Annotated in this window: 15 protein-coding genes; 5 read left to right on the top strand and 10 right to left on the bottom strand. The window is 73.2% G+C overall.

Features of this window, described 5'->3' with window-relative positions; all coding sequences use genetic code 11:
* Window positions 1-40: 40 nt before the first annotated feature.
* From WME75_RS16275 to glgA, 5 genes are all read right to left on the bottom strand, one after another.
* Window positions 41-1,960 (bottom strand): GAF domain-containing protein, encoded by a 1,920-nt coding sequence (locus tag WME75_RS16275; protein WP_437491746.1) that lies wholly within the window; start codon window positions 1,958-1,960, stop codon window positions 41-43.
* A 228-nt stretch (window positions 1,961-2,188) separates the two neighbouring features.
* Complete coding sequence (locus WME75_RS16270; RefSeq protein ID WP_437491741.1) at window positions 2,189-3,607, bottom strand: WD40/YVTN/BNR-like repeat-containing protein; 1,419 nt, start codon at window positions 3,605-3,607, stop codon at window positions 2,189-2,191.
* 11 nt (window positions 3,608-3,618) lie between these two features.
* Window positions 3,619-4,080 carry a FixH family protein gene (locus WME75_RS16265; protein WP_437491739.1) on the bottom strand — a complete coding sequence of 154 codons (462 nt, stop codon included), beginning with the start codon at window positions 4,078-4,080 and terminating at the stop codon, window positions 3,619-3,621.
* Window positions 4,073-5,065, bottom strand: a complete 993-nt coding sequence (locus WME75_RS16260; protein ID WP_437491738.1) for a hypothetical protein — start codon at window positions 5,063-5,065, stop codon at window positions 4,073-4,075. Before WME75_RS16260 ends, WME75_RS16265 begins: the two co-directional genes overlap by 8 nt.
* A 123-nt stretch (window positions 5,066-5,188) precedes the next feature.
* The gene (gene glgA, locus WME75_RS16255) at window positions 5,189-6,646 is read right to left on the bottom strand and encodes a glycogen synthase GlgA (protein WP_437491735.1); all 1,458 of its coding nucleotides are present in this window, start codon (window positions 6,644-6,646) and stop codon (window positions 5,189-5,191) included.
* A gap of 246 nt (window positions 6,647-6,892) precedes the next feature.
* On the opposite strand from glgA, the gene WME75_RS16250 reads away from it, so the two are divergent.
* The 4 genes from WME75_RS16250 (at window position 6,893) to WME75_RS16235 (ending at window position 12,416) form a co-directional block, all read left to right on the top strand.
* Window positions 6,893-8,074 carry a vWA domain-containing protein gene (locus WME75_RS16250; protein ID WP_437491732.1) on the top strand — a complete coding sequence of 394 codons (1,182 nt, stop codon included), beginning with the start codon at window positions 6,893-6,895 and terminating at the stop codon, window positions 8,072-8,074.
* A 99-nt stretch (window positions 8,075-8,173) separates the two neighbouring features.
* Window positions 8,174-9,226: an RluA family pseudouridine synthase gene (locus WME75_RS16245; RefSeq protein WP_437491729.1), complete on the top strand. Its 1,053-nt coding sequence runs from the start codon at window positions 8,174-8,176 to the stop codon at window positions 9,224-9,226.
* 236 nt (window positions 9,227-9,462) lie between these two features.
* Window positions 9,463-10,425 carry a hypothetical protein gene (locus tag WME75_RS16240; protein ID WP_437491726.1) on the top strand — a complete coding sequence of 321 codons (963 nt, stop codon included), beginning with the start codon at window positions 9,463-9,465 and terminating at the stop codon, window positions 10,423-10,425.
* Window positions 10,426-10,475: 50 nt separating this feature from the next.
* Complete coding sequence (locus tag WME75_RS16235) at window positions 10,476-12,416, top strand: molybdopterin-dependent oxidoreductase (protein ID WP_437491723.1); 1,941 nt, start codon at window positions 10,476-10,478, stop codon at window positions 12,414-12,416.
* Between the two features lie 18 nt (window positions 12,417-12,434).
* Here WME75_RS16235 and WME75_RS16230 read toward each other — a convergent pair whose 3' ends face one another.
* On the bottom strand, window positions 12,435-14,036 hold the full coding sequence (locus WME75_RS16230; RefSeq protein WP_437491720.1) for a hypothetical protein: 1,602 nt from the start codon (window positions 14,034-14,036) through the stop codon (window positions 12,435-12,437).
* A gap of 203 nt (window positions 14,037-14,239) precedes the next feature.
* A complete protein-coding gene (locus tag WME75_RS16225) occupies window positions 14,240-14,764 on the bottom strand; it encodes a DUF4126 family protein (RefSeq protein ID WP_437491718.1) in 525 nt (174 codons plus the stop codon).
* A gap of 101 nt (window positions 14,765-14,865) precedes the next feature.
* Between WME75_RS16225 and WME75_RS16220 the strand changes: the two genes are divergently transcribed.
* Window positions 14,866-15,366, top strand: a complete 501-nt coding sequence (locus WME75_RS16220; RefSeq protein ID WP_437491715.1) for a DUF4112 domain-containing protein — start codon at window positions 14,866-14,868, stop codon at window positions 15,364-15,366.
* A 178-nt stretch (window positions 15,367-15,544) separates the two neighbouring features.
* Here the strand turns inward: WME75_RS16220 and WME75_RS16215 are convergent, their stop codons facing one another.
* The 3 genes from WME75_RS16215 to WME75_RS16205 all read right to left on the bottom strand — a co-directional run bounded on the left by WME75_RS16215 (window position 15,545) and on the right by WME75_RS16205 (window position 18,297).
* Window positions 15,545-16,249 carry a Bax inhibitor-1/YccA family protein gene (locus WME75_RS16215; protein WP_437491713.1) on the bottom strand — a complete coding sequence of 235 codons (705 nt, stop codon included), beginning with the start codon at window positions 16,247-16,249 and terminating at the stop codon, window positions 15,545-15,547.
* Window positions 16,250-16,408: 159 nt separating this feature from the next.
* Window positions 16,409-16,753 (bottom strand): hypothetical protein, encoded by a 345-nt coding sequence (locus WME75_RS16210; RefSeq protein WP_437491711.1) that lies wholly within the window; start codon window positions 16,751-16,753, stop codon window positions 16,409-16,411.
* A 113-nt stretch (window positions 16,754-16,866) separates the two neighbouring features.
* The gene (locus WME75_RS16205; RefSeq protein WP_437491709.1) at window positions 16,867-18,297 is read right to left on the bottom strand and encodes a ParA family protein; all 1,431 of its coding nucleotides are present in this window, start codon (window positions 18,295-18,297) and stop codon (window positions 16,867-16,869) included.
* Window positions 18,298-18,430: the final 133 nt, after the last annotated feature.

Raw genomic sequence — 18,430 nt, 5'->3', positions numbered from 1 at the left:
GCGCGACCGCGCCGCGAGGCGCCGCCGCGCTCGCGCCGGCTCACCGCGATCGCGCCGCCTCGCGGTGCAGCCGCGCGCCCTCGATGGCCAGCGACGCGAGGCGCCCGAGCTCCGCGGCGACGCCCGTGTCGTCGTGCCGGAGCTCGCGCTCCACCGTCCAGAGGCTCAGGAGGCCGAGCTTGCGGCCGCGCGCCGCGAGCGGCACGAGGATCGCCGAGCGGGCCCCGAGCTCCCGCAGCGCCGCGAGGTGCTCCGGCCCGCGGGCGACCCGCTGCAGCCACGGATCGGTGACCAGCGGGACGAGCGTGGGCTCCCGGCGGGCCACCGCCTCGGCCAGCGGGCCGGCCTCGCCGAGCAGCAGCGGCGGGTGCCTGAGGAGCCGCGGCAGGAGCGCCCGCGCATCGGCGAGGCGCGCGGACGCGACGAGCCGCGGGAGGCCGCCGTCGTCATGGTCGAGCGCGCAGAGGTCCGCGAAGCGCTCGCCGCCGAGCCGCACCAGCTGCTCGACCGTCGCGTCGTTGTCGAGCGACTCCGCCAGCAGCGCGCTCGCCTCGATCACGAGCTCGCGGCCGCGCTCGGCCTTCCGGAGCTCCGTCATGTCCTCGACGGTCATCACGGCCGCCGAGATCCGCCCGTCGGCGTCGCGCACAGGCGTCGCGCTGAAGCTCCCGAGGCGGCGCTCCCCGTCGCCGCGGATGAACTCGAGCTCCTCGCGGACGACCGTCTCGCCGCCGTGCAGCGCCCGGAAGAGCAGCCAGCGCGCGCGCTGGTCGTCGTCCGCCTCGCTGAGCAGCGTCCGCATCGGCGCGTTGCTCGGGGTCTCCTCGGGGCCGCGGACGATCTCCGCGAACCGCCGGTTGCTGAGCGCGAGGGTGCCCGCCGCCCCCTCCGCCACGGCCACGCCGACCGGGAGCCGCTGGATCGCCGTCTCGAACCGGCTGCGCTCCGAGGCGAGCTGCTCGCGCAGCTGGGCCTGCGTCGCGAGCGCCGCCGCGCGCTCGGCCGCCTTCCTGAAGAGCAGCCGGTCCCCCTCGGAGAACTCGGCCACGCGCCGGGAGCTCACGACCGCGACGCCGACGAGGCGGCCCTCCGAGAGCATCGGCACGCCGTAGAGCGCGTGCAGCGCGTCGCTCGGGCGCTCGCTCTGCGCGCCCGACTCGGGCCCCGCCGCGCCGCCCCCGGCGTCGGTGGCGAGCGGATCCGGCGCCGCCGAGCGCAGCGCCACCGGGCGCCGCTCGCGGACCACGCGGCCCACGAACCCCTCGGCCAGCCGGTAGGCGCGCAGGCCCCACAGCGCCTCGTCGACGCCGATGGCCGCGCGGATCCGCAGCACCTCGCCCTCGATCAGCAGCATCACCGCCCAGTCGACCGAGCGCGCCGACTCGATCAGCACCTCGATCAGCCGCCGCAGGAGCCGGTCGATGTGCACGCTGCCCATGCCCTCGGCCGAGACGCGATCGAGCGCCCCGAGCGCGCGCTCCCGGGCCGCGGCGCTCCGCGTGGCCGGATCGATGATCACCTGATCGAGCGCCTCGTGCAGGACGGTCATCTCGAGCCACGACGGCTGCGTGCCGGTCCGCTCCAGGAGCCGGAGCACGCAGCGGCGCAGCACCGAGTACTGGGCCGTCACGTCCTCCAGCTCGAACCCGTCGCGCAGCCTGTCGCGCACGCGGAAGCCGAGCAGCGGCTCGGGGAACTCGGCCGACAGCGACTCGACGCCGGTCCACGAGTCGCGCGCCTCGTCGCTCTGCGGCACCACCGCCGCGGACACGGCCGCGTCGAGGCGCTCGGCGATGCGCTCGAAGACGGAGGGCAGCTCGTCGCGCAGCGCGACGTAGCCCGGGGACTGCTCGCCCGGCGCGCGGCGTCTCTCGGCGCGCTCCCACGCCGCCAGGACCTCCGCGCCGTGGGAGCGGAGGAAGGCGGCGAGCGGCGACTTGGGCAGGTCTCTAGGGGCCATTCACGCGCTGGCCGTAGCCGAGGCCCCCCCAGTCTACGTCAGCCCGCGACGGCGTAGATCCAGAAACGAACCGGAGGGCCTCCGGCCTATCCGGCTCTCGCACGGACGGCGTGACGTCGGTCACGATCGCGCCGTCCGGTCGCTCCGACCGGCGCTCGCCGTGCGCCCTTCCATAAGCGGTTGTTGAAGCGGCGAGCGGCCCTCGCTCGCCCGCCGGCGCGCCGCGCTTCAGGGCGCCCCCGGCGCGGGTCCGCTCGCGTGCGCCCGCCGGCGCGCCAGCGCGAGCGCCCCGGCGGCCGAGAGCGCGAGCCAGATCACGCTCCTGCCGCCGGGCGGCGCGGCGGCGCCGACGCTCGCGGCGCCCGGCGCGCCGATCTTGCACCCGCACCCGGCCGGCTCCTCGGCGGGCGGCGGCGCCGATCCCCCGCTGCCGGTGCCGACGTCGCCGCCGCACTGACGGGAGCCGATGGTGAGCGCCGTCGCGCCCCAGAGGTCGGTGCAGGTCGAGGCCGCGCCGCTCTCCTTCGCGCACTCGATCGGACCGCAGAGCCCATCGCGGTGCAGGAGGGCCTCGAAGCTCTCTCCCTCGTCGACGGAGCGACCGACGGTGAAGCCGTCGGCGAACTCGTCGCCGCAGGCGAAGAGCGCCGCGGCGGTCCAGGTCAGGCATCGCGCGCCGACGTCCGAGATCTTCTCGAACTCGAGCGAGCTCGTGGGCGCGCGCAAGATCCCGTCCTGGGGGCCGCCCACCATCACGCTCGCTCCGTCCGGCGACAGCGCGAAGCCGAGGAGGTCGCCCTGGCTCTCGAAGACCGTGGTGAAGCTCTCGCCACCGTCGTGCGAGACGATCAGCGCGTCGGTCGGATCGCCGTCGAGCCGCACGTAGATCGTCTCGGGGTCGGCGGGATGGATCGCGCCGATGTACGGCAGGCGCATGTCGTCGCTCCCCGGAATGTCGAGCCGCTCCCAGGTCGCGCCGCGGTCGTCGGTCCGCTGCAGGGCCCCTGTGTACTCGGGCGCGCCGAAGCGGCCGCTCACGTAGACGCGCTCGCGGTTCGACGGGGCTGCGTCGACCGTGTGGGCGAGGAAGTCCTCGGGCAGGTCGGCGCCCGCCTTCGTCCAGCGGTCCGCGTTGTCGCTCGTCTCCCAGAGCTGGGTCAGGAACCGCCCTGCCCCGAGCCCCGCGCTGACGACGAGCACGGCCCGCGAGGGGTCCTCGCGATCGGCCGAGAGGTCGATGACGTAGCGGTCCAGCAGCTCGCCCTGGGCGAACGACCAGTCGCAGCCGCCGTTCTTCGACGCGCTGAGCCCGTCGAAGACCCCGGCGAGGATCGTCCCGTCGGCGAGGAAGGCCAGCATCGGGTCCTCGTTCCCGCCGAAGCCGACGACCGGCTCGCAGATCCAGCGCCACGCCGCGCCGCCATCGTGCGTGGAGAGCAGCCCGTAGGTCGCGCGCACCATCAGGCGCGACGGATCGCTCGGGTGGCTCGCGATCAGGCCTGCGGCCGGGAAGCGCCCGTTGGCCGAGGCCGGCGCGGCGAGCGCCGCGAGCGAGAGCAGCGCCGCGGCGGGGAGGGCCAGGCGGCCGCGCCGCGGCGCGCTCGGCCTCCAGCGCGGGTGAGACGTCGCCTTTGCAAGGGGGTGCACGGGGCGGAAGCCTACTGCACCTCGAACGTGAATCCCGCCTCGTCGATGAGGGACGCGGCCAGGACGCGGCATTCCACATCCCAGGCGCCCATCATCGAGAGGGGCACGTTGACCACCTGGTACAGGCCGGGCTCGATCTCCACGCCGTCGTGCCCGGACCCGTGCCCCATGGAGAGCATCCTGGCGTACACGCGGAGCTTGATCCTCTTCACCGGGTTCCCCGAGTCGGTCCAGGTGAGCCGCACGTTGAAGGTGTTCGGGCCCCGCTTGATCGGCTCGGTCGACTGCACGTCGAACTCGATGCGCCCGTTGACGCCGACGTCCAGCCGGTCCCCGGGATCCGGCTCCCGGTCCGAGGATCCGCAGCCCTGGAGCACGAGGAGGGCGAGCGCCGCGAGCGCCGCGCGGCGGGCCCGCGCCCCGCGGGGCTCCCGAGATGACCTGGTGAGCAGCCGATCACGCGGTTCAATCATGTCGTCCCCACACGTAACGGAGGCCTGCCGACAGGGCGGCGAAGGCGCCCTCGCTGCGGCCGATCCCGGAGATCGGCACGTCCACCTGGAGGTTGCCAACGGCGGTCCAGCGCGCGCCGACGTCGTGGGCCAGCACCGCGAGCAGCGCCGTCCGCTCACGCTCTCCGCCCCGCCGCCCGGGGCGGCTGCTGACCACGCGCGGGGATCCCTCGCGCTCGTAGAGGCCGCCCACGCTGAGCGAGGTGCCGGAGGCCCACACGGGCCCCGCCGCGGCGACGACCTGCACGCGGTCCGCGGGCTGCACCTCCTCGCCTCCCGCGGCGTGGTAGGCCGTGCGGACGCTGATCGACGCGGCGAGCAGCGCCTGGACCGAGCCCCACGACTTCTCGAAGACGATCCCCGGCCGGAACTCGGCCACGCCGAGGTCGGTCGTGTCGGCGCCGTTCGCGCCGAGGTCGATCGCGCTGGTGCCGCCCGCGTCCGCGCCGGACGCGCTGGCGCCGGTGGGCTCGAACACGGGGTCCTCGCCGTACCCGGTCGGGAGCGTGACGCCCAGCGTGAACGCGGCGGACGGGATCCACGGGGACATGGCGCCCTCGATCAGCGCGATGCGGCCTGCCGCGCTGACGTCTCCCACGTCGCCGCCGGAGAACGTGCCCTCGAGGCCCGCCCCGATCCAGGTGTGCCGCAGCGGGAGGGAGATGCCGAGCTGGAGGCGCTCTTCGATCCGCACCATCCACCCGACGTCGGCCCTCAGCTCGCGGTGGTAGACGCCCTCGCCGAGGGCGTCGAAGTCCCGCTCCGGCGTCCACGCCCCGAGCTGCTCGGCGAACCGGAGCGAGAAGCTCGCCGCGGCGCGCTCCGAGGGCGCGAGCCACTGGGCGATCCCGTGGCCCGTCCCGCAGCAGGCGGACGCGCGCGCGGCTCCTGGAGACGCCGCGAGCGAGAGGAGGATCGCGGCGCCGGCGAGGGCTCTGGGCAGCACGGGCGCTGCTATAGGCGACGCCGCTCCCCGGTGACATGCGTCATGTTGTCGCGCAGGGAGCCGCCGTATCGCGGTCGGGTTGCCCCTTGCGGCGGGCCCCTCCGGCGCTCCGTCCGGCGGTGTTCAGCTGGCGAGCGTCTGCCGGTAGACCTGGACGTAGCGGCGCGCGGGTCGGTCCCAGCCGAGGTCGAGGCGCATGATGCGGCGCTGGACGGCGGGCCAGCGGGGCGACGTCAGGGCCGCGAGGGCCCGCTGCACGCCGCCGAGCAGCGAGGTGGCGGTCGGCTTGTCGAACAGGAACCCCGTGCCTGTCTCCAGGGCGGCGTCGAGGTCGACGATCGTGTCGACGAGGCCTCCGGTCCTGCACGCCACCGGGGCGGCGCCGTAGCGCTGCGCGTACAGCTGCACGAGGCCGCACGGCTCGAAGCGCGACGGCACGAGCACGAGGTCGGCTGCGGCCATGAGCCGGTGCACGACGGCCTCGCTCACGCCGCCGAGGAACTTCGCCCGCTCGGGCGCCTTGGCCGCGGCGGCGGTGAGCTTCTCCATGAGCTCGGGGTCGCCCTCGCCGGCCACGACGACGCTGACGTCGCCCTTCAGGATCTTCGGCATGGCGTTCGCGAGCAGGTCGCTGCCCTTCTGCGCGACCACCCTGCCGATGGACACGAGCAGCGGGCGGTCCGGCCGGATCTCGAGCCCGATCTCCTGGAGGAGCGCGCTCTTGCAGCGGCCCTTGTTGCTCACGTCCTCGGCGTCGTAGCGCGCGATGATGGCCGGGTCGGTCATCGGGTTCCAGACGGCGTAGTCGATGCCGTTCACGATGCCGGTCAGCTGGTTCGTCCGGGTGCGGAGCACGCCGTCGAGCCGCTCGCCCTGCTTGGGCGTGAGGATCTCGTTCGCGTAGGTGGTCGAGACGGTGGTGAGCGCGTCCGCGGCCAGGATGCCGCCCTTCAGGAAGTTGAGCTGGCCGTAGAACTCGAGCCGGTCTGGCCGGAAGTGGTCGCTGTCGAGCCCCAGGTACGGGAGCGTGTCCTTCGGGAAGAGGCCCTGGTGGGCCACGTTGTGGAGGGTCAGCACGCTCCGGCCGGGCATGGGCGGCTGCTGGTGCCGGAGCAGGTACGCCACCATCGCGGTGGGCCAGTCGTGGGCGTGCACGATGTCGAACGGCGAGCCGGTCCGTGCCCGCTGGCGGACGAGCTCCACGACGGCGCGGGAGAACAGCGAGAACCGGCGCGCGTTGTCCTCGTAGTCCCGCCCCTCCTCGCCGTAGATGCCGGGCCGATCGTGGAAGCCGGGCACGTCGAGGACGATGAGCTCCACGCCCGTGCTGAGCCGCCCGTCCAGGAGCGTCACCTGGATGGGCCCGCCCGGCGACACCTGCGGGTCGACCTCGAGCGGCATCGGGGTGAGGCGGCGCGCCATCATCAGCCCGCTCGAATCGAGGGCCCGGTAGCGCGGCAGCGCGATCGTCACCTTGTGGCCGAGCAGCCGGAGCGCCTTCGAGAGCGACGACACGACGTCAGCCAGCCCGCCGACCTTGACGATGGGCGCGATCTCGGAAGCAGCGAAGAGGATGTCCATGCGGGCGCGGTGTGTAGCACGAACCGGTGGACGTACGGGGCGCCTTCCGCACACCCGGGCGGGGGGTTGGGAGCGAAGAACGCGAGGCGGCCAGGACGCCGTGCCCTCCGCCTCCGGCTCCTCGTCGAGCGCCTCGACCGTCTCCACGGCGGCCCGAGCCGTGTCAGCCCGCGACAGGAGCCGCGGCGAGCGCCCCTGGCCGCGCATGGCGGAGACACGCCGAGCCGCTCTGTGTATCTTTACCTCATGAGCAGCACACTTATCTTTCCCAGGCTCTCTTGGTACCTCGCCCTCCTCGCCACCGGCATCGCCGTGAGCTGCGGTGGCAACAACGACGGCGATCCACCGCCCCAGGGCTCCGGCTCCAGCTCCGTCAGCGGCAGCGGCAGCGGCGGCGCGGCCGGCGGCGTCGGCTCCACGGGCGGCGGCGAGGAGCCGATCTTCGTCGGCAGCGGCGGCGGCCTGATCAGCACCAGCGGAAGCGGCGGCGCCGGCGCCTGCCAGCAGCTCGACATCACCTTCGAGCCGCAGACGCCGACCGTGATGATCGTCGTCGATCGCTCCGGCAGCATGTATGACAGCGGCTACTGGGCTCCGCTGCAGACGGCCGTGCTCAACGTCGTCGAGAGCCTGCAGGCGAACGTGCGCTTCGGCTTCCTCACGTTCACGGGGGTCGCTCCGGCGCAGTGCCCGCTGCTCACCGGGACCGACGTCATCGCCCTCAACAGCCACGCCGACATCGCGGCCGCCTACGAGGAGGCCTCCGTGAGGCCGGCTCAGAAGCTCGAGACGCCCACCGGCATGACGTTCAACGAGACGGTCATCCCCGATCTCGTCGCCTTCGGAGAGCCCGGCCCCAAGTACATCCTCTTCGTCACCGACGGCGAGCCCGATCGCTGCGACGACGGGCCCTCCGTGTGCGCGCGCGACGACGTGGTAGGCGCGGTGCAGTCCGCGTACACGCAGGGCATCGGGACGTTCGTCTTCGGCCTCGGCGACGGCGACTTCGCGGAGCACCTCCAGGATCTGGCGAACGCCGGCGTCGGCCAGCCGGTCCGGCGACCCCAGAACACCCAGCAGGACTGCTTCACCGGCGCGGGCACGTACGCCGACGCCGGCGGCTCGGCGATGTACTACACGCCGGACCCGACCAACGCGACCGCCCTCGAGAACGAGCTCAACGCGGCCATCTCCGGCGCCAAGAGCTGCACGTTCGACCTCCAGGGCTCGATCGCGGTCGATCTCGATCACGCGTCGGAAGGCCAGGTGCTCATCGACGGCACGCCCGTGCCCTACGACGCGCAGAACGGCTGGACCATGGAGAGCCCGACCCAGCTCGTCCTCGCCGGCGACGCCTGCGCGCAGCTCAAGAGCGCGACGCAGGGCATCTCGTTCGACTTCCCCTGCGAGATCATCGACCCCCTGTGAGCGGCGGGCCGGCGCGCCTCGACGCGGCGCCCGCGGGCGGCTTCCTTTTCCGCGCACCCGGCCGGCGCCTTTGCTAAAGCCCCACGGCAACCTCGACCCATGACCAGGATCAGCGCGCGGGAGCTCTCCGGCACGAGCGGCCCCTTCGGCCGCGGCACACAGGTGGTGCGGCCGGAGGAGGTGCCGGAAGGGTCGGTCGTCACCGTGCTCCGCGTGCCGCCCGAGTCGGCGGGCATGCGGCTCGACCGGTTCGTGCAGTCGCAGCTCAAGCGGACGAGCCGCACGCGCGCCGCCGAGATCGTCTCCCGCGGCGCCTACTCGCCCGAGGCGCGGCGCCTGCGCGGCAGCGATCGCGTCCGGCCGGAGCAGTGCATCCTCCTCTGGCGCGCGCCGTGGGACGAGCAGGCGCCCGACACGGCGATCCCGGTGCTCCACGAGGACGAAGCGCTGCTCGCCGTCAACAAGCCGCCGGGCCTGCCCGTGCACCCCACGGCCCGGTACCACAAGAGCACCGTCATCAAGATGATGGAGGCCGCGCGCCCCGGCGAGCGGCTGTTCCTGGCGCACCGGATCGACAGGGAGACGAGCGGCGTGCTCCTCCTCTGCCGAACGCCCGAGGCCGATCGGAGGGTGAAGGCGCAGTTCGAGGAGCGCACCGGCGTCCTCAAGCGCTACGTCGCGATCACCTGGGGCTGGCCCGAGCACGACGCCTTCCGGGTCGAGCTGCCGCTCGAGCTCGACACCGCGAGCCGCTACAAGGTGAAGATGCGGGTGGCAACGCCGGGCCGCGGCCTCTCGTCGGCCACGGCGTGCGAGGTGCTGGGCCGCCGCGCCGACCCCCTCACCGGCCGGCGCTACGCGCTGATCCGCTGCACGCTCGAGACCGGCCGGCAGCACCAGATCCGGGTCCACCTCGCGACGAGCGGCCTGCCGCTCGTGGGCGACAAGCTCTACGGGCCGGACGAGGGCATGTTCGCGCGCGGCGCCGACGGCGAGCTCACCGACGAGGACCGCCGCGCGCTCGAGCTCGACCGCCACGCCCTCCACGCCGCGCTCCTGGAGCTCACGCATCCGGCGACAGGCGGACGCGTGCGCATCGAGGCGCCGCTCTCGGACGATCTGCGCATCTTCTGGGACGCGCTCGACGCCTGATCCGCGCCCGAGGACGGGGCCGCCGCGGGGGGTGGCCTGATTTGCCCCGGAGAGATCCCCATGAAGGCGGGAAGACCGGAAGATCATTGATCTTTTCTCCCCGCCTTCCCGCCTTCATGCTCACATCCGGCCACCACCCCCGCGCGCGGCGCCCCTGCCGCGGCGGCCCCGCCGTCGGCGCGCGCGAGGGGCCGCGGATCTTGTACCGTCGCGCCGACTTACGTACGATGACCAGGATGACGCGTGCGCGAGACGACCTCGAGGCGCTGCGGGATCCAGCGCTTCGGTCCACACCGCTCGAGGCCGAGAGCACCGCCCAGCGCACGGCAGCCGGGCCGGTGGAGCCCGGTCCGGAAGAGACACAACAGGCCGCCGAAGCGCCCTCTCCAGGGGAGCTCCCCGGCGCGGACGGCGAGCGACCCGACGCGGACGGGCCGCAGCAGGCGAGCTCGGAGCGGTCGGAGCCGGCCTCTTCCGCCGGCGTCGCGCCGTCCGAGGCCGACCCGCGCCCCCGGGGCGACGAGAGCCTGGATCGCGAGCGCTACGAGCGGTACGCGATGCCCGCGAGCGACCTCCCCGCGGCCCACGTGCAGGCCTTCCGCGGGGACGCGGGCGGGGTGCTCGCGATCGTCCGGCGCGCCGTGCAGTCCGTGACGCGCGATCCGGCGCGCCACCGGCGCCGGCTGCCGAAGTCCCGCTTCGACGCGATCCGCAGCCTGCCGGAGCTCGCGATGGCGCTCGACCATGCGGTGGCGCGCATGCAACCCGAGAGCGCGCCGCCGCCCGAGGTGGCCGAGCGGCTCGACGCGCTCTACGAGGCGCTGCGCCCGACGCTCGCCGCGGCCGAGGTGTGCTTCCCGCGCGGGATCGTCCCGGAGACCTACGGCATCGTCCGGCGCGCGCTCGTCGCCGGAGATCCCGCGAGCGCGGCGGCCAGCATCACCAACCTCATCCTGGACCGGTGGAACCACGTGCAAGGCCGGATCTCCCTCACCAGGGACGAGGTGACCCGGGTGAACAGCACCGCGAAGTGGCTGCTCAGCAACACCCGCCCGACCGAGCGGCTCGACTCGCGCGACATCCGCGATCGGCTGTGGTCGCTCCTGCGCGAGCGCTACGAGCAGCTCCGCGTCATCGCCCAGGAGGTCTCCGGCGACGACTCGCGAGACTACGCCCCCGAGCGACTCGCGGCCGACTAGCCCCGCGCGGCGCGGTGTACCGCCGCGCGCGCGTGCTCTAGCCTGCCGCTGTGCAGGAGATCCGCAAGACGGTCTGTAACCGCGACTGCCCCGACGCTTGCAGCATCGTGGCCACCGTGAAGGACGGCCGCGTCGTGCGCCTCGGCGGCGACCCGGACCACCCGGTCACGAGGGGCTTCCTCTGCTACCGGACGTCGCGCTTCCTGGAGACCCAGGACTCACCCGAGCGCCTGACGACGCCGCTGCTCCGCAAGGGCGGCGAGCTCGTCCCGGTCTCCTGGGAAGAAGCGCTCGACGCCGCGGCCGAGCGGCTGCTCGCGATCCGGCGCGAGTCGGGCCCGGCCGCGATCTTCCACTACCGGAGCGGCGGCTCGCTCGGGATGCTCACGGGGATCACCGACGCCTTCTTCGCGCGGTTCGGGCCGGTCACGGTCAAGCGCGGCGACATCTGCTCCGGCGCGGGCGACGCCGCGCAGCTCGCCGATTTCGGCGAGGAGGACAGCCACGACCTCGCCGACCTGAAGAACGCCCGGCAGATCCTCCTCTGGGGCAAGAACGTCTTCACGTCGAGCCCGCACACCCTGCCGGTGCTGCGCGAGGCGAGGGCGCGCGGCGCGGAGCTCGTGCTCGTCGATCCGGTGCACCACAGGACGGCCTCCCTGTGCGCGGCGTTCTACCAGCCGCGCCCGGGCGGCGACTTCGCGCTCGCCATGGCCGTCGCCCGCGTGCTCTTCGACGAGGGGTGGACCGATCCGCGCGCCGCGGACTACTGCGATCACCTCGACGCCTTCCGCGCGCTCGCGCGGGGCCGCTCCGTCGCGGCGTGGTGCGGCGAGGCCGACGTGCCCGAGAGCGCCGCCCTGGATCTCGCGCGCCGCCTCGCCGACAGGCCCGCGGCGATCCTCGTGGGCTGGGGCATGGGCCGGCGCACCACGGGCGGGGCGATCGTGCGCGCGCTCGACGCGCTCTCGGCGGTGAGCGGGAACCTCGGCATCCCCGGCGGCGGCGTCTCGTTTTACTTCAAGCGGCGCGGCGCGTTCGATCTCTCGCCGTTCGGGGGCGATCGCCCCGCGCCCCGCACCGTCTGCGAGCCGCTGTTCGGGCAGGAGGTGCTCCGGATGAGCGACCCGCCGATCCGCGCCGTCTGGGTGACCGCCGGCAACCCGGTCGCGATGCTGCCCGCGTCGGACGCCGTCGCGGAGGCGCTCGCGACGCGCGAGTTCGTCGTCGTCGTCGACTCCTTCCTCACGGACACGGCGCGGCTCGCCCACCTGGTGCTGCCCACGACGACGCTGCTCGAGGCGGACGACGTGCTCGGCGCCTACGGCCACCATTACCTCGGCGTCGCCACGCCCGTGGTCCCGCCCCCGGACGGGGTGAAGAGCGATCTCGAGATCATGCAGGCGCTCGCGCCGCGCGTGGGCCTCGGCGGCGCGCTCGACGGCAGCGCCCGCGACTGGAAGCGGCGGGTCGTCGAGCCCAGGCTCGCGCCGTTCGGCATCACCCTCGAGGCGCTGGAGCGCGCGCCGGTGCGCAATCCGCTGGCGCCGAAGGTGCTGTTCGAGGACCGCAAGTTCCCGACCCCGACCGGGCGGGTCAACCTCATCACCGAGGAGCCGGAGGAGCGCGCGGATCCCGACGAGCGCGAGCTCCCGCTGCTCCTCATGGCGCTGTCCACCGAGAAGGCCCAGTCGTCGCAGTGGGCCAGGCCCCAGCGAGGCCCGGCCGTCGTGACGGTCCACCCCGACGCGGCGAGCGGCGTGGCCGACGGCGGCCTCTGCCGGATCGTGTCGCGCGTCGGCGCGATGACGGTGCAGCTCCGCCACGATCCCGCGCAGCGCCGCGACGTCGCGCTCATCCCGAAGGGCGGCCACCTCCGCGACGGCCGCTGCGCCAACGCGCTGATCCGCGCCCGCACCACGGACATCGGCGAGGGCGGCGCGCTCTACGAGGAGCGGGTGCGTATCGAGCCGGACGAGGGCGGCACCTGACCGGCGGCGCGCCGCGGCTCAGTCCTCCTGCGCAGGCGCCCGCATCGGCTCTCTCGGCGTGGTGCGCTCGGGGGGAGCCGCGGCCGAGCCCTCCACGGCGTCGCCGATCTCGCGCGCCACGCCCTCGACGGTGCGCAGGCTGATCCGCCCGGCGAGCACCAGGGTGGCGCCGATCTCGCGGCAGTCGATCGGATCCAGCCGGATGGGGGACGCGAACGCGTTGACCGCCGCCATCTGCCCCGCCGCGTAGTCGAAGCGCGCGCCGAACACGAGATCGCCGTACTGCGTATAGGAGACCATGCCGAGCCCCGCGTGCACGCCGCTCATCCGCTCCAGGAAGAGCTTCGACTCGGCGGTCGTGGGGCCCCGCAGGCTCGACAGCGCGTTGAAATCGGTGACCACGCCGCCCACCACGCTGAGGTCGCGCGTGACGAACACCTCGGCGCCGAGCCCCACGTTGACGATGGGCGCCGCCTCCTCGACGATGTCGAGCCGGCTCTGCCTCCGGCTCGTCACCGCGCCCCTCTCGATCGCGATCTCCTCCCGATCGGCGGTGATCCGCGCGAGCTCGCGCTGGCCCAGGTAGAAGAAGCCGTCGAGCTCCAGCCGCAGCCGGCTCCACTCCGCGCTCGCGCCCACCGCCACGCGCGCCGGCGAGGGAGCCACGAACTCCCCTTCACCTGCCCAGGTGCGGACCGACGCTGTCCCGGTGGCGAGCGTGTCGTGATAGCTCGCGTCCAGCGCGTCGAAGAGATGCACGCTGGGCGTCCGCACGCTGATCCCGGCAGAGAACACCGAGGTCAGCCGGTACGTCACCCCGAGGTGCGCGAGCACGTCCCAGGAGTCTCCGGAGAGCGCGGCCTGGTACGTCGCGCTGCTCGCCGAGCCCGTGCTTGTGTCCTCCACGACGCTGGCGACGCCGAGCGAGCTCGTGTAGCGGGTGCGCACGACCGGGAGCGAGGCGCCGATGGCGAGGCGATCGGTGACGCGGTAGCTCCACGACGGACCGGCGCTGAAGCGACCCCATGCGTAGCGGAGCGTCTGCGCCTGGCTCACGCGGCGCGGGCCGGATTCCCCCGAGAACCGCAGCGCGTCGAACCCGAACTCGTTCTCCTCGGTCTTCCCGAGGCAAGCGGCGATGGTCTGGCGGCCGACCCGCGCTCGCCGCGAATCCGCGTCGCCCGCGCCGCGCTGCCAGTCGAAGAAATAGCACATCGCATCAGGGAGGGAGTCCAGGCCGTGATCGCTCACCGTCGTGTGATCGAGCCGGAGGTCGCCGTACAGGGCGGAGTCGACCGGACCTGGCTGATGCCACGCCTCCAGCGTGCGATGCGCGTAGCGAAAGAACGTCGACGAGAACGCGATGTTCCGGTCCTCGATGCGGATGATGGTGGCCGGGTTCAGGAAGGGCGCGGCGCCGTCGACGCCCAGCACGACCCCTGTGCCTCCGAGGAGCGCCGAGCGCCCGCCGAGGAGCGCGGACTCGTACCGTCCTTGCGCATGCGCCGCGGCTCCGTCGAGCATCCCGAGGAGCGCGCCGGCGATGCCGGCCAGCGCCCCGCGCGCTCCGCCGCGGAGAACGCGGGCGTGCGGGCTCGGCGGCGTGTCCGGCGCCAGCATGGCTCGTGGCGCCGTGACCGCGGCGGCAGCGATGCCCCGCTGTGGCAGGACGCGACGTGCGTGCGCCGCGAGACGTGCGCGCGCCGGGACGTCCCTGGGCGCCACGGCGCGCATCCTCTTCGCCCTTCCCTCGCCTCCGGGGCTGCGCGCGGCTTGCGGCGGAGCCGTGTCTGGAGCCCAGGCGGGCGCACCGGCGCTCGGCACTAGCGGCGCGCCGCCAGCGCGCCCAGGCCGAAGGCGATGGCGTCCTCGACGGCGGCTGCGACCGGTGCGGGAATGCGCGTCCTGCGGTCCAGCCACACGCGGGCGCGATTCCCGACGAGCGCGCCGATGGCGGCCGCCGTTGCCCCGACCACGGCGCCTGCGAACCGCATGTTCCTCTCGGGGCTTTGCGTGCCGACGGCGGCGCCCAGGAGCGCCCCGATCAGGAGCCGCGCGCCGAGCGGACCTCTTGCGAGTCGGCTCGGCGCGGAGGGCAGCTTGTCCATCAACAGCTCTCCGCCTGCGAGCACGTTGAGCGCGCGCTGGGCTCCGGGCGAGCGAAGCGTGCGCCAGAAGCTCCCGCGTTGCCCGTCGAACGCGCCGCGCCGCGCGCTGGCCGCGAGGAGCCTCACGCCCAGCATGGAACGCATTCCTGTCACCATCCCGAGCCCAGCTGCCTGCCCCAGGAGAAGAATCTCCGAGTGGCGCGACTGCCGGGCGCTTCCCACAGCCCTTACCGTCTCCATGGCGATCCCAGAAGCAACGCATATGCCCTGGTGGGTCTGGGGCGTGCGAAGTACACTTGCGAGGGACAGCTCACCCGCCTGCGAACCGGTCCGTCATCCCTGTGACACCCATCACCACGCTGAGGACTGTCGACCTCGAGGGGGATCGGCTGAAGCGCCTGAACGCGCTCGGCCACTTCCTGGACAATGCGATCCGCATCCCCGGCGTCGGCTATCGGGTCGGTTACGACGCGCTGATCGGGTTGGTCCCGGGGGTCGGAGATCTCATCGGCTTCGGTCTCTCGATGTACATCGTGCTTTCGGCGGCGCGTTATCGTCTCCCCGTCTCGACGGTGCTTCGGATGATGCTCAACGTGGGTCTCGAGACGTTGTTCGGCACGGTGCCTTTGCTGGGCGACCTGTTCGACGCCGCCTACAAGGCGAACGCGCGCAACCTCGACCTCCTGCAAGCGCACCTTGCAGCGCGCGCGCAGCTCGGCGCCCGCCCCTCTGATCGAGGCTTCTACGCCGGCCTGGCCGTAGCGATCGGCTGCCTCCTGGCCCTGGCCGCCCTCCTACTTTTCTCCCTGACCAGAGCGCTACAAGCCCTCCTACCCCCCTAAACCCCCGCCCCCGGTCCCCCCGTCCCCCCCGTCCCCCCGGTCCCCCGAGCTGCCCGAGCGGCGCGCGCCCGCACAGGAGACGGGCCCAGATCGGCGTTTTCGGCGCGGAGGCGTACTCCAGTACGCCGAGCACCGAAAACGTCGAGATGGGCCCGTATCCGAAGCGGGCGCGTGCCGCTCAGTTGCGGGAGGAGGTGAAGAGGCGGAGGACGTACCAGAACAGCAGGGCGACGGAGGCGAAGAGCTCGAGCGCGGCGCCGACGTACCGGTCCTCGGGGAAGTGGTGCAGGATGTTCGACGTGTCGTAGAGGATGGCGGCGCCGGCGAAGGCGACCATCGCGACGCTGAAGAACGTGCCGAGCTGGAAGCCGAACAGCAGCCCGGCCCCGATGAGGACGAGCGCGCAGATGCCGCCCCAGCGCAGGAGACCGCCCAGGAAGGAGAAGTCCTTGCGGGTCACGAACGCGATCGCGGTGAGCCCGGCGAAGCCCGCCATCGTGGCGAGCGCGGCGCTCTGGATCGCGCCGGGCGCGACCATGTCCGCGATGTAGAGGAGCGGCACGAAGAGGATCGCCTGGGCGACCACGTAGCCGCCGAGCGCGGCGTACTGCACCGGCTTCGACATCGACGTGTGCGCCGCGCGGCTGGCGAGCCAGCTCACGAGCATGAAGGCTCCGAGCACCACCAGCCAGCTCGTGCCCATCATCGCCCTGGCGATGACCGAGGCGACGCCGGTCTTGAACAGCGCGACCTCGATCGCCGCGAAGAGCACGATCGCCCCGAACAGGTGATTGTACGTTCGCACGAGGAAGCGCTCGCGCGAATCCGCGGCGGCACGGAGAGCCGAAGAACGGGTCCCGTATCCTGCGAAGTTCTGGTCCATGTTCCCTCTCTGGGTAGGCCTCGATTTTCGGCTCGTGGCTCCCCGATTCCTGATCCCGACCCTAGCACGCGACAACCCCGCGGCGCTGCTGCCGGGCGAGGTCATGCCGCGCGAGGCCGCGCCGCCGTCGCCTCGTCGAGGTCTCCCTGGAAAGTCGACCTAGATCCCCTTGGGGATCTTGTCGAGGTCCACCTGGGAGAGCGCATGCCGGATCAGCGCGCTTCGGTTGGCCTTCGTCATGCCGCGCGCCTTGAGGGCGCTGACCATCTCATCCAGCCTCTCGAGATCCCCGGTGTACATCGAGATACAGATGACCTTGTAGTGCTGCGGTCTCTCGGGCGGCGGCGCAGCACCTGGCTCGGATGCGGCGCCGGTCGCCCGGGTCTTCGCGCGCGAACGCGGCGCTTCCGTGGGTGTATAGAACGCCCCGGACAGAACACCTTCCACCTCGTCGCGATCGAGCAGCGCCCGCGCGGCGCCCCCGAGATCGCCTTCGCTCTTCATTGCGTCCTCCAGCTCTCTGCCCGGTCGGGGCTCCGCGAGTGCGGGCCCTTCATCCATCGAGACCCGCTGCCGCGGGTCCCTTCATCCAGCGAGACCCGCTGCCGCGGGTCCCTTCATGCGCCGGCCGCCGCAGCGCCCGGCCGCTCTGCCGCCGCGTCCGCCCGGTCGGTGCCCCGCGATCCCGGCTCGTGCGCCGCCCCTGCCTCCGAGCCGGCCGCGCCCCGCTCGCGACTCTCGATGATGCGATCGACCACCGCCAGATAATCGTCGGCCGCCGGGGTCCCCGGCGCATACTCGAAGATCGTCTGCCCCTGCGCGGGCGCCTCCTTGACCTTGATCGCCTGCCGGATCGGCGCGAGGCAACGCTCCCCGAAGTGCTGCTTCATCGTGCTGACCGCCTCACGCGCGATCCTCGCGCGGCCGTCGAAGAAGGTCGGCAGCACGCCCCAGATCTGCACCGGATGGTGCAGCAGCGCGTTCACGTTCTTCACCGTCTTGATCACCTGCCGGACGCCGACCAGCGACAGGTAATCGCACGCGACCGGGACGAGCACGCTGTCGGCGAACACAAGCGCGTTCTGGTTCATCAACGACAGGCTCGGCGAGCAGTCGAGCACCACGTAGTCGTAGTCGGCCGCAGCCGCGGAGAGGCGATCCGAGAGCACGCGGTCCCGGTTCTGGCGCCCGGCCAGGTAGAGCTCGGCCGCGGCCAGGGTCTCGTTGGAGGGGAGGAGATCCAGGTTCGGCCGCACCGCCCTCGTCGCGTCCGCGACCCGGAGCCCCATCACGAGCACGTGATAGAGCGAGCGCTCCGCGCCCGCGCCGAGCGAGACGGAGACGTTCCCCTGCGCGTCGGTGTCGACGAGGAGCACCCGCTTGTCTCGCGCCGCGAGCCCGGCCGCCACGCTCACGGCCGTCGTCGTCTTGCCCGTGCCGCCCTTGTGGTTGAACACGGCCAGATACCGGGGCACCCCGGCCGGGCGCTGCGGCGCCCGCTTCGCGCTCCCCGCCGGCGACACGGGCACCGCGACCGCCCCCTGCTGCCCCCTGGGCTCCGCCGGGCGCGCAGCCGGCGCGCCCGGCGCAACGGCCGACGCCGCTGCCTGCGCGCCAGCCCGCGCCGAAAGCTCCGGGGACGCCGGCTCAGCGGCCTCCGCGACGGCGCGGGAGCCGCTCCCCGACAACGGAGCTTCGCGGCGGGTCGGCGGCAGCCCCTCGGCCGGCGCCGCGGCCGCCGCCGCGATGTCTCCGAGCCGCACCCCCTTCGCCTCGCGGACCAGCTGCGCCCGGCACCCCAGCGAGCACGCGTAGTGCCGCCGCCCGGCGACGTAGAGCACCTGCGACACGAGATCCGGGGGAAAGCGCTTCGCGCACGCGTCGCACGTGGCGAGCGAGGCGCCGCTCTCCCCGCCGAGCTGGCTCTTCTCCAGGCATTTTTGCGAGCAGAAGAAGGAGAAGCCGCCGTCCTTCTCCTCCATCTGGTACCGGAACTGGACCTCGAATCCGGTCCCGCACACGCTGCACGTCTCGCTGATTCCGCCCACAGCTCGCTCCTTCGCGCCGCGCACAGCGCTTTGCCCAGGCGCAGCGTTGACCATCATCACAGTCAAGCAACAAAGGTCAACTTTTCTGCGAACGCGGCGCACCCTTCCAGCGCAGGAAAGATCGCGCATCCCG

The organism is Sorangium sp. So ce1014, from assembly GCF_051521505.1.
Classification (GTDB): Bacteria; Myxococcota_A; Polyangia; order Polyangiales; family Polyangiaceae; genus Sorangium.
The sequence above is the reverse complement of the archived record's forward strand: the minus strand, read 5'-3'. Positions and strand labels throughout refer to the sequence as shown.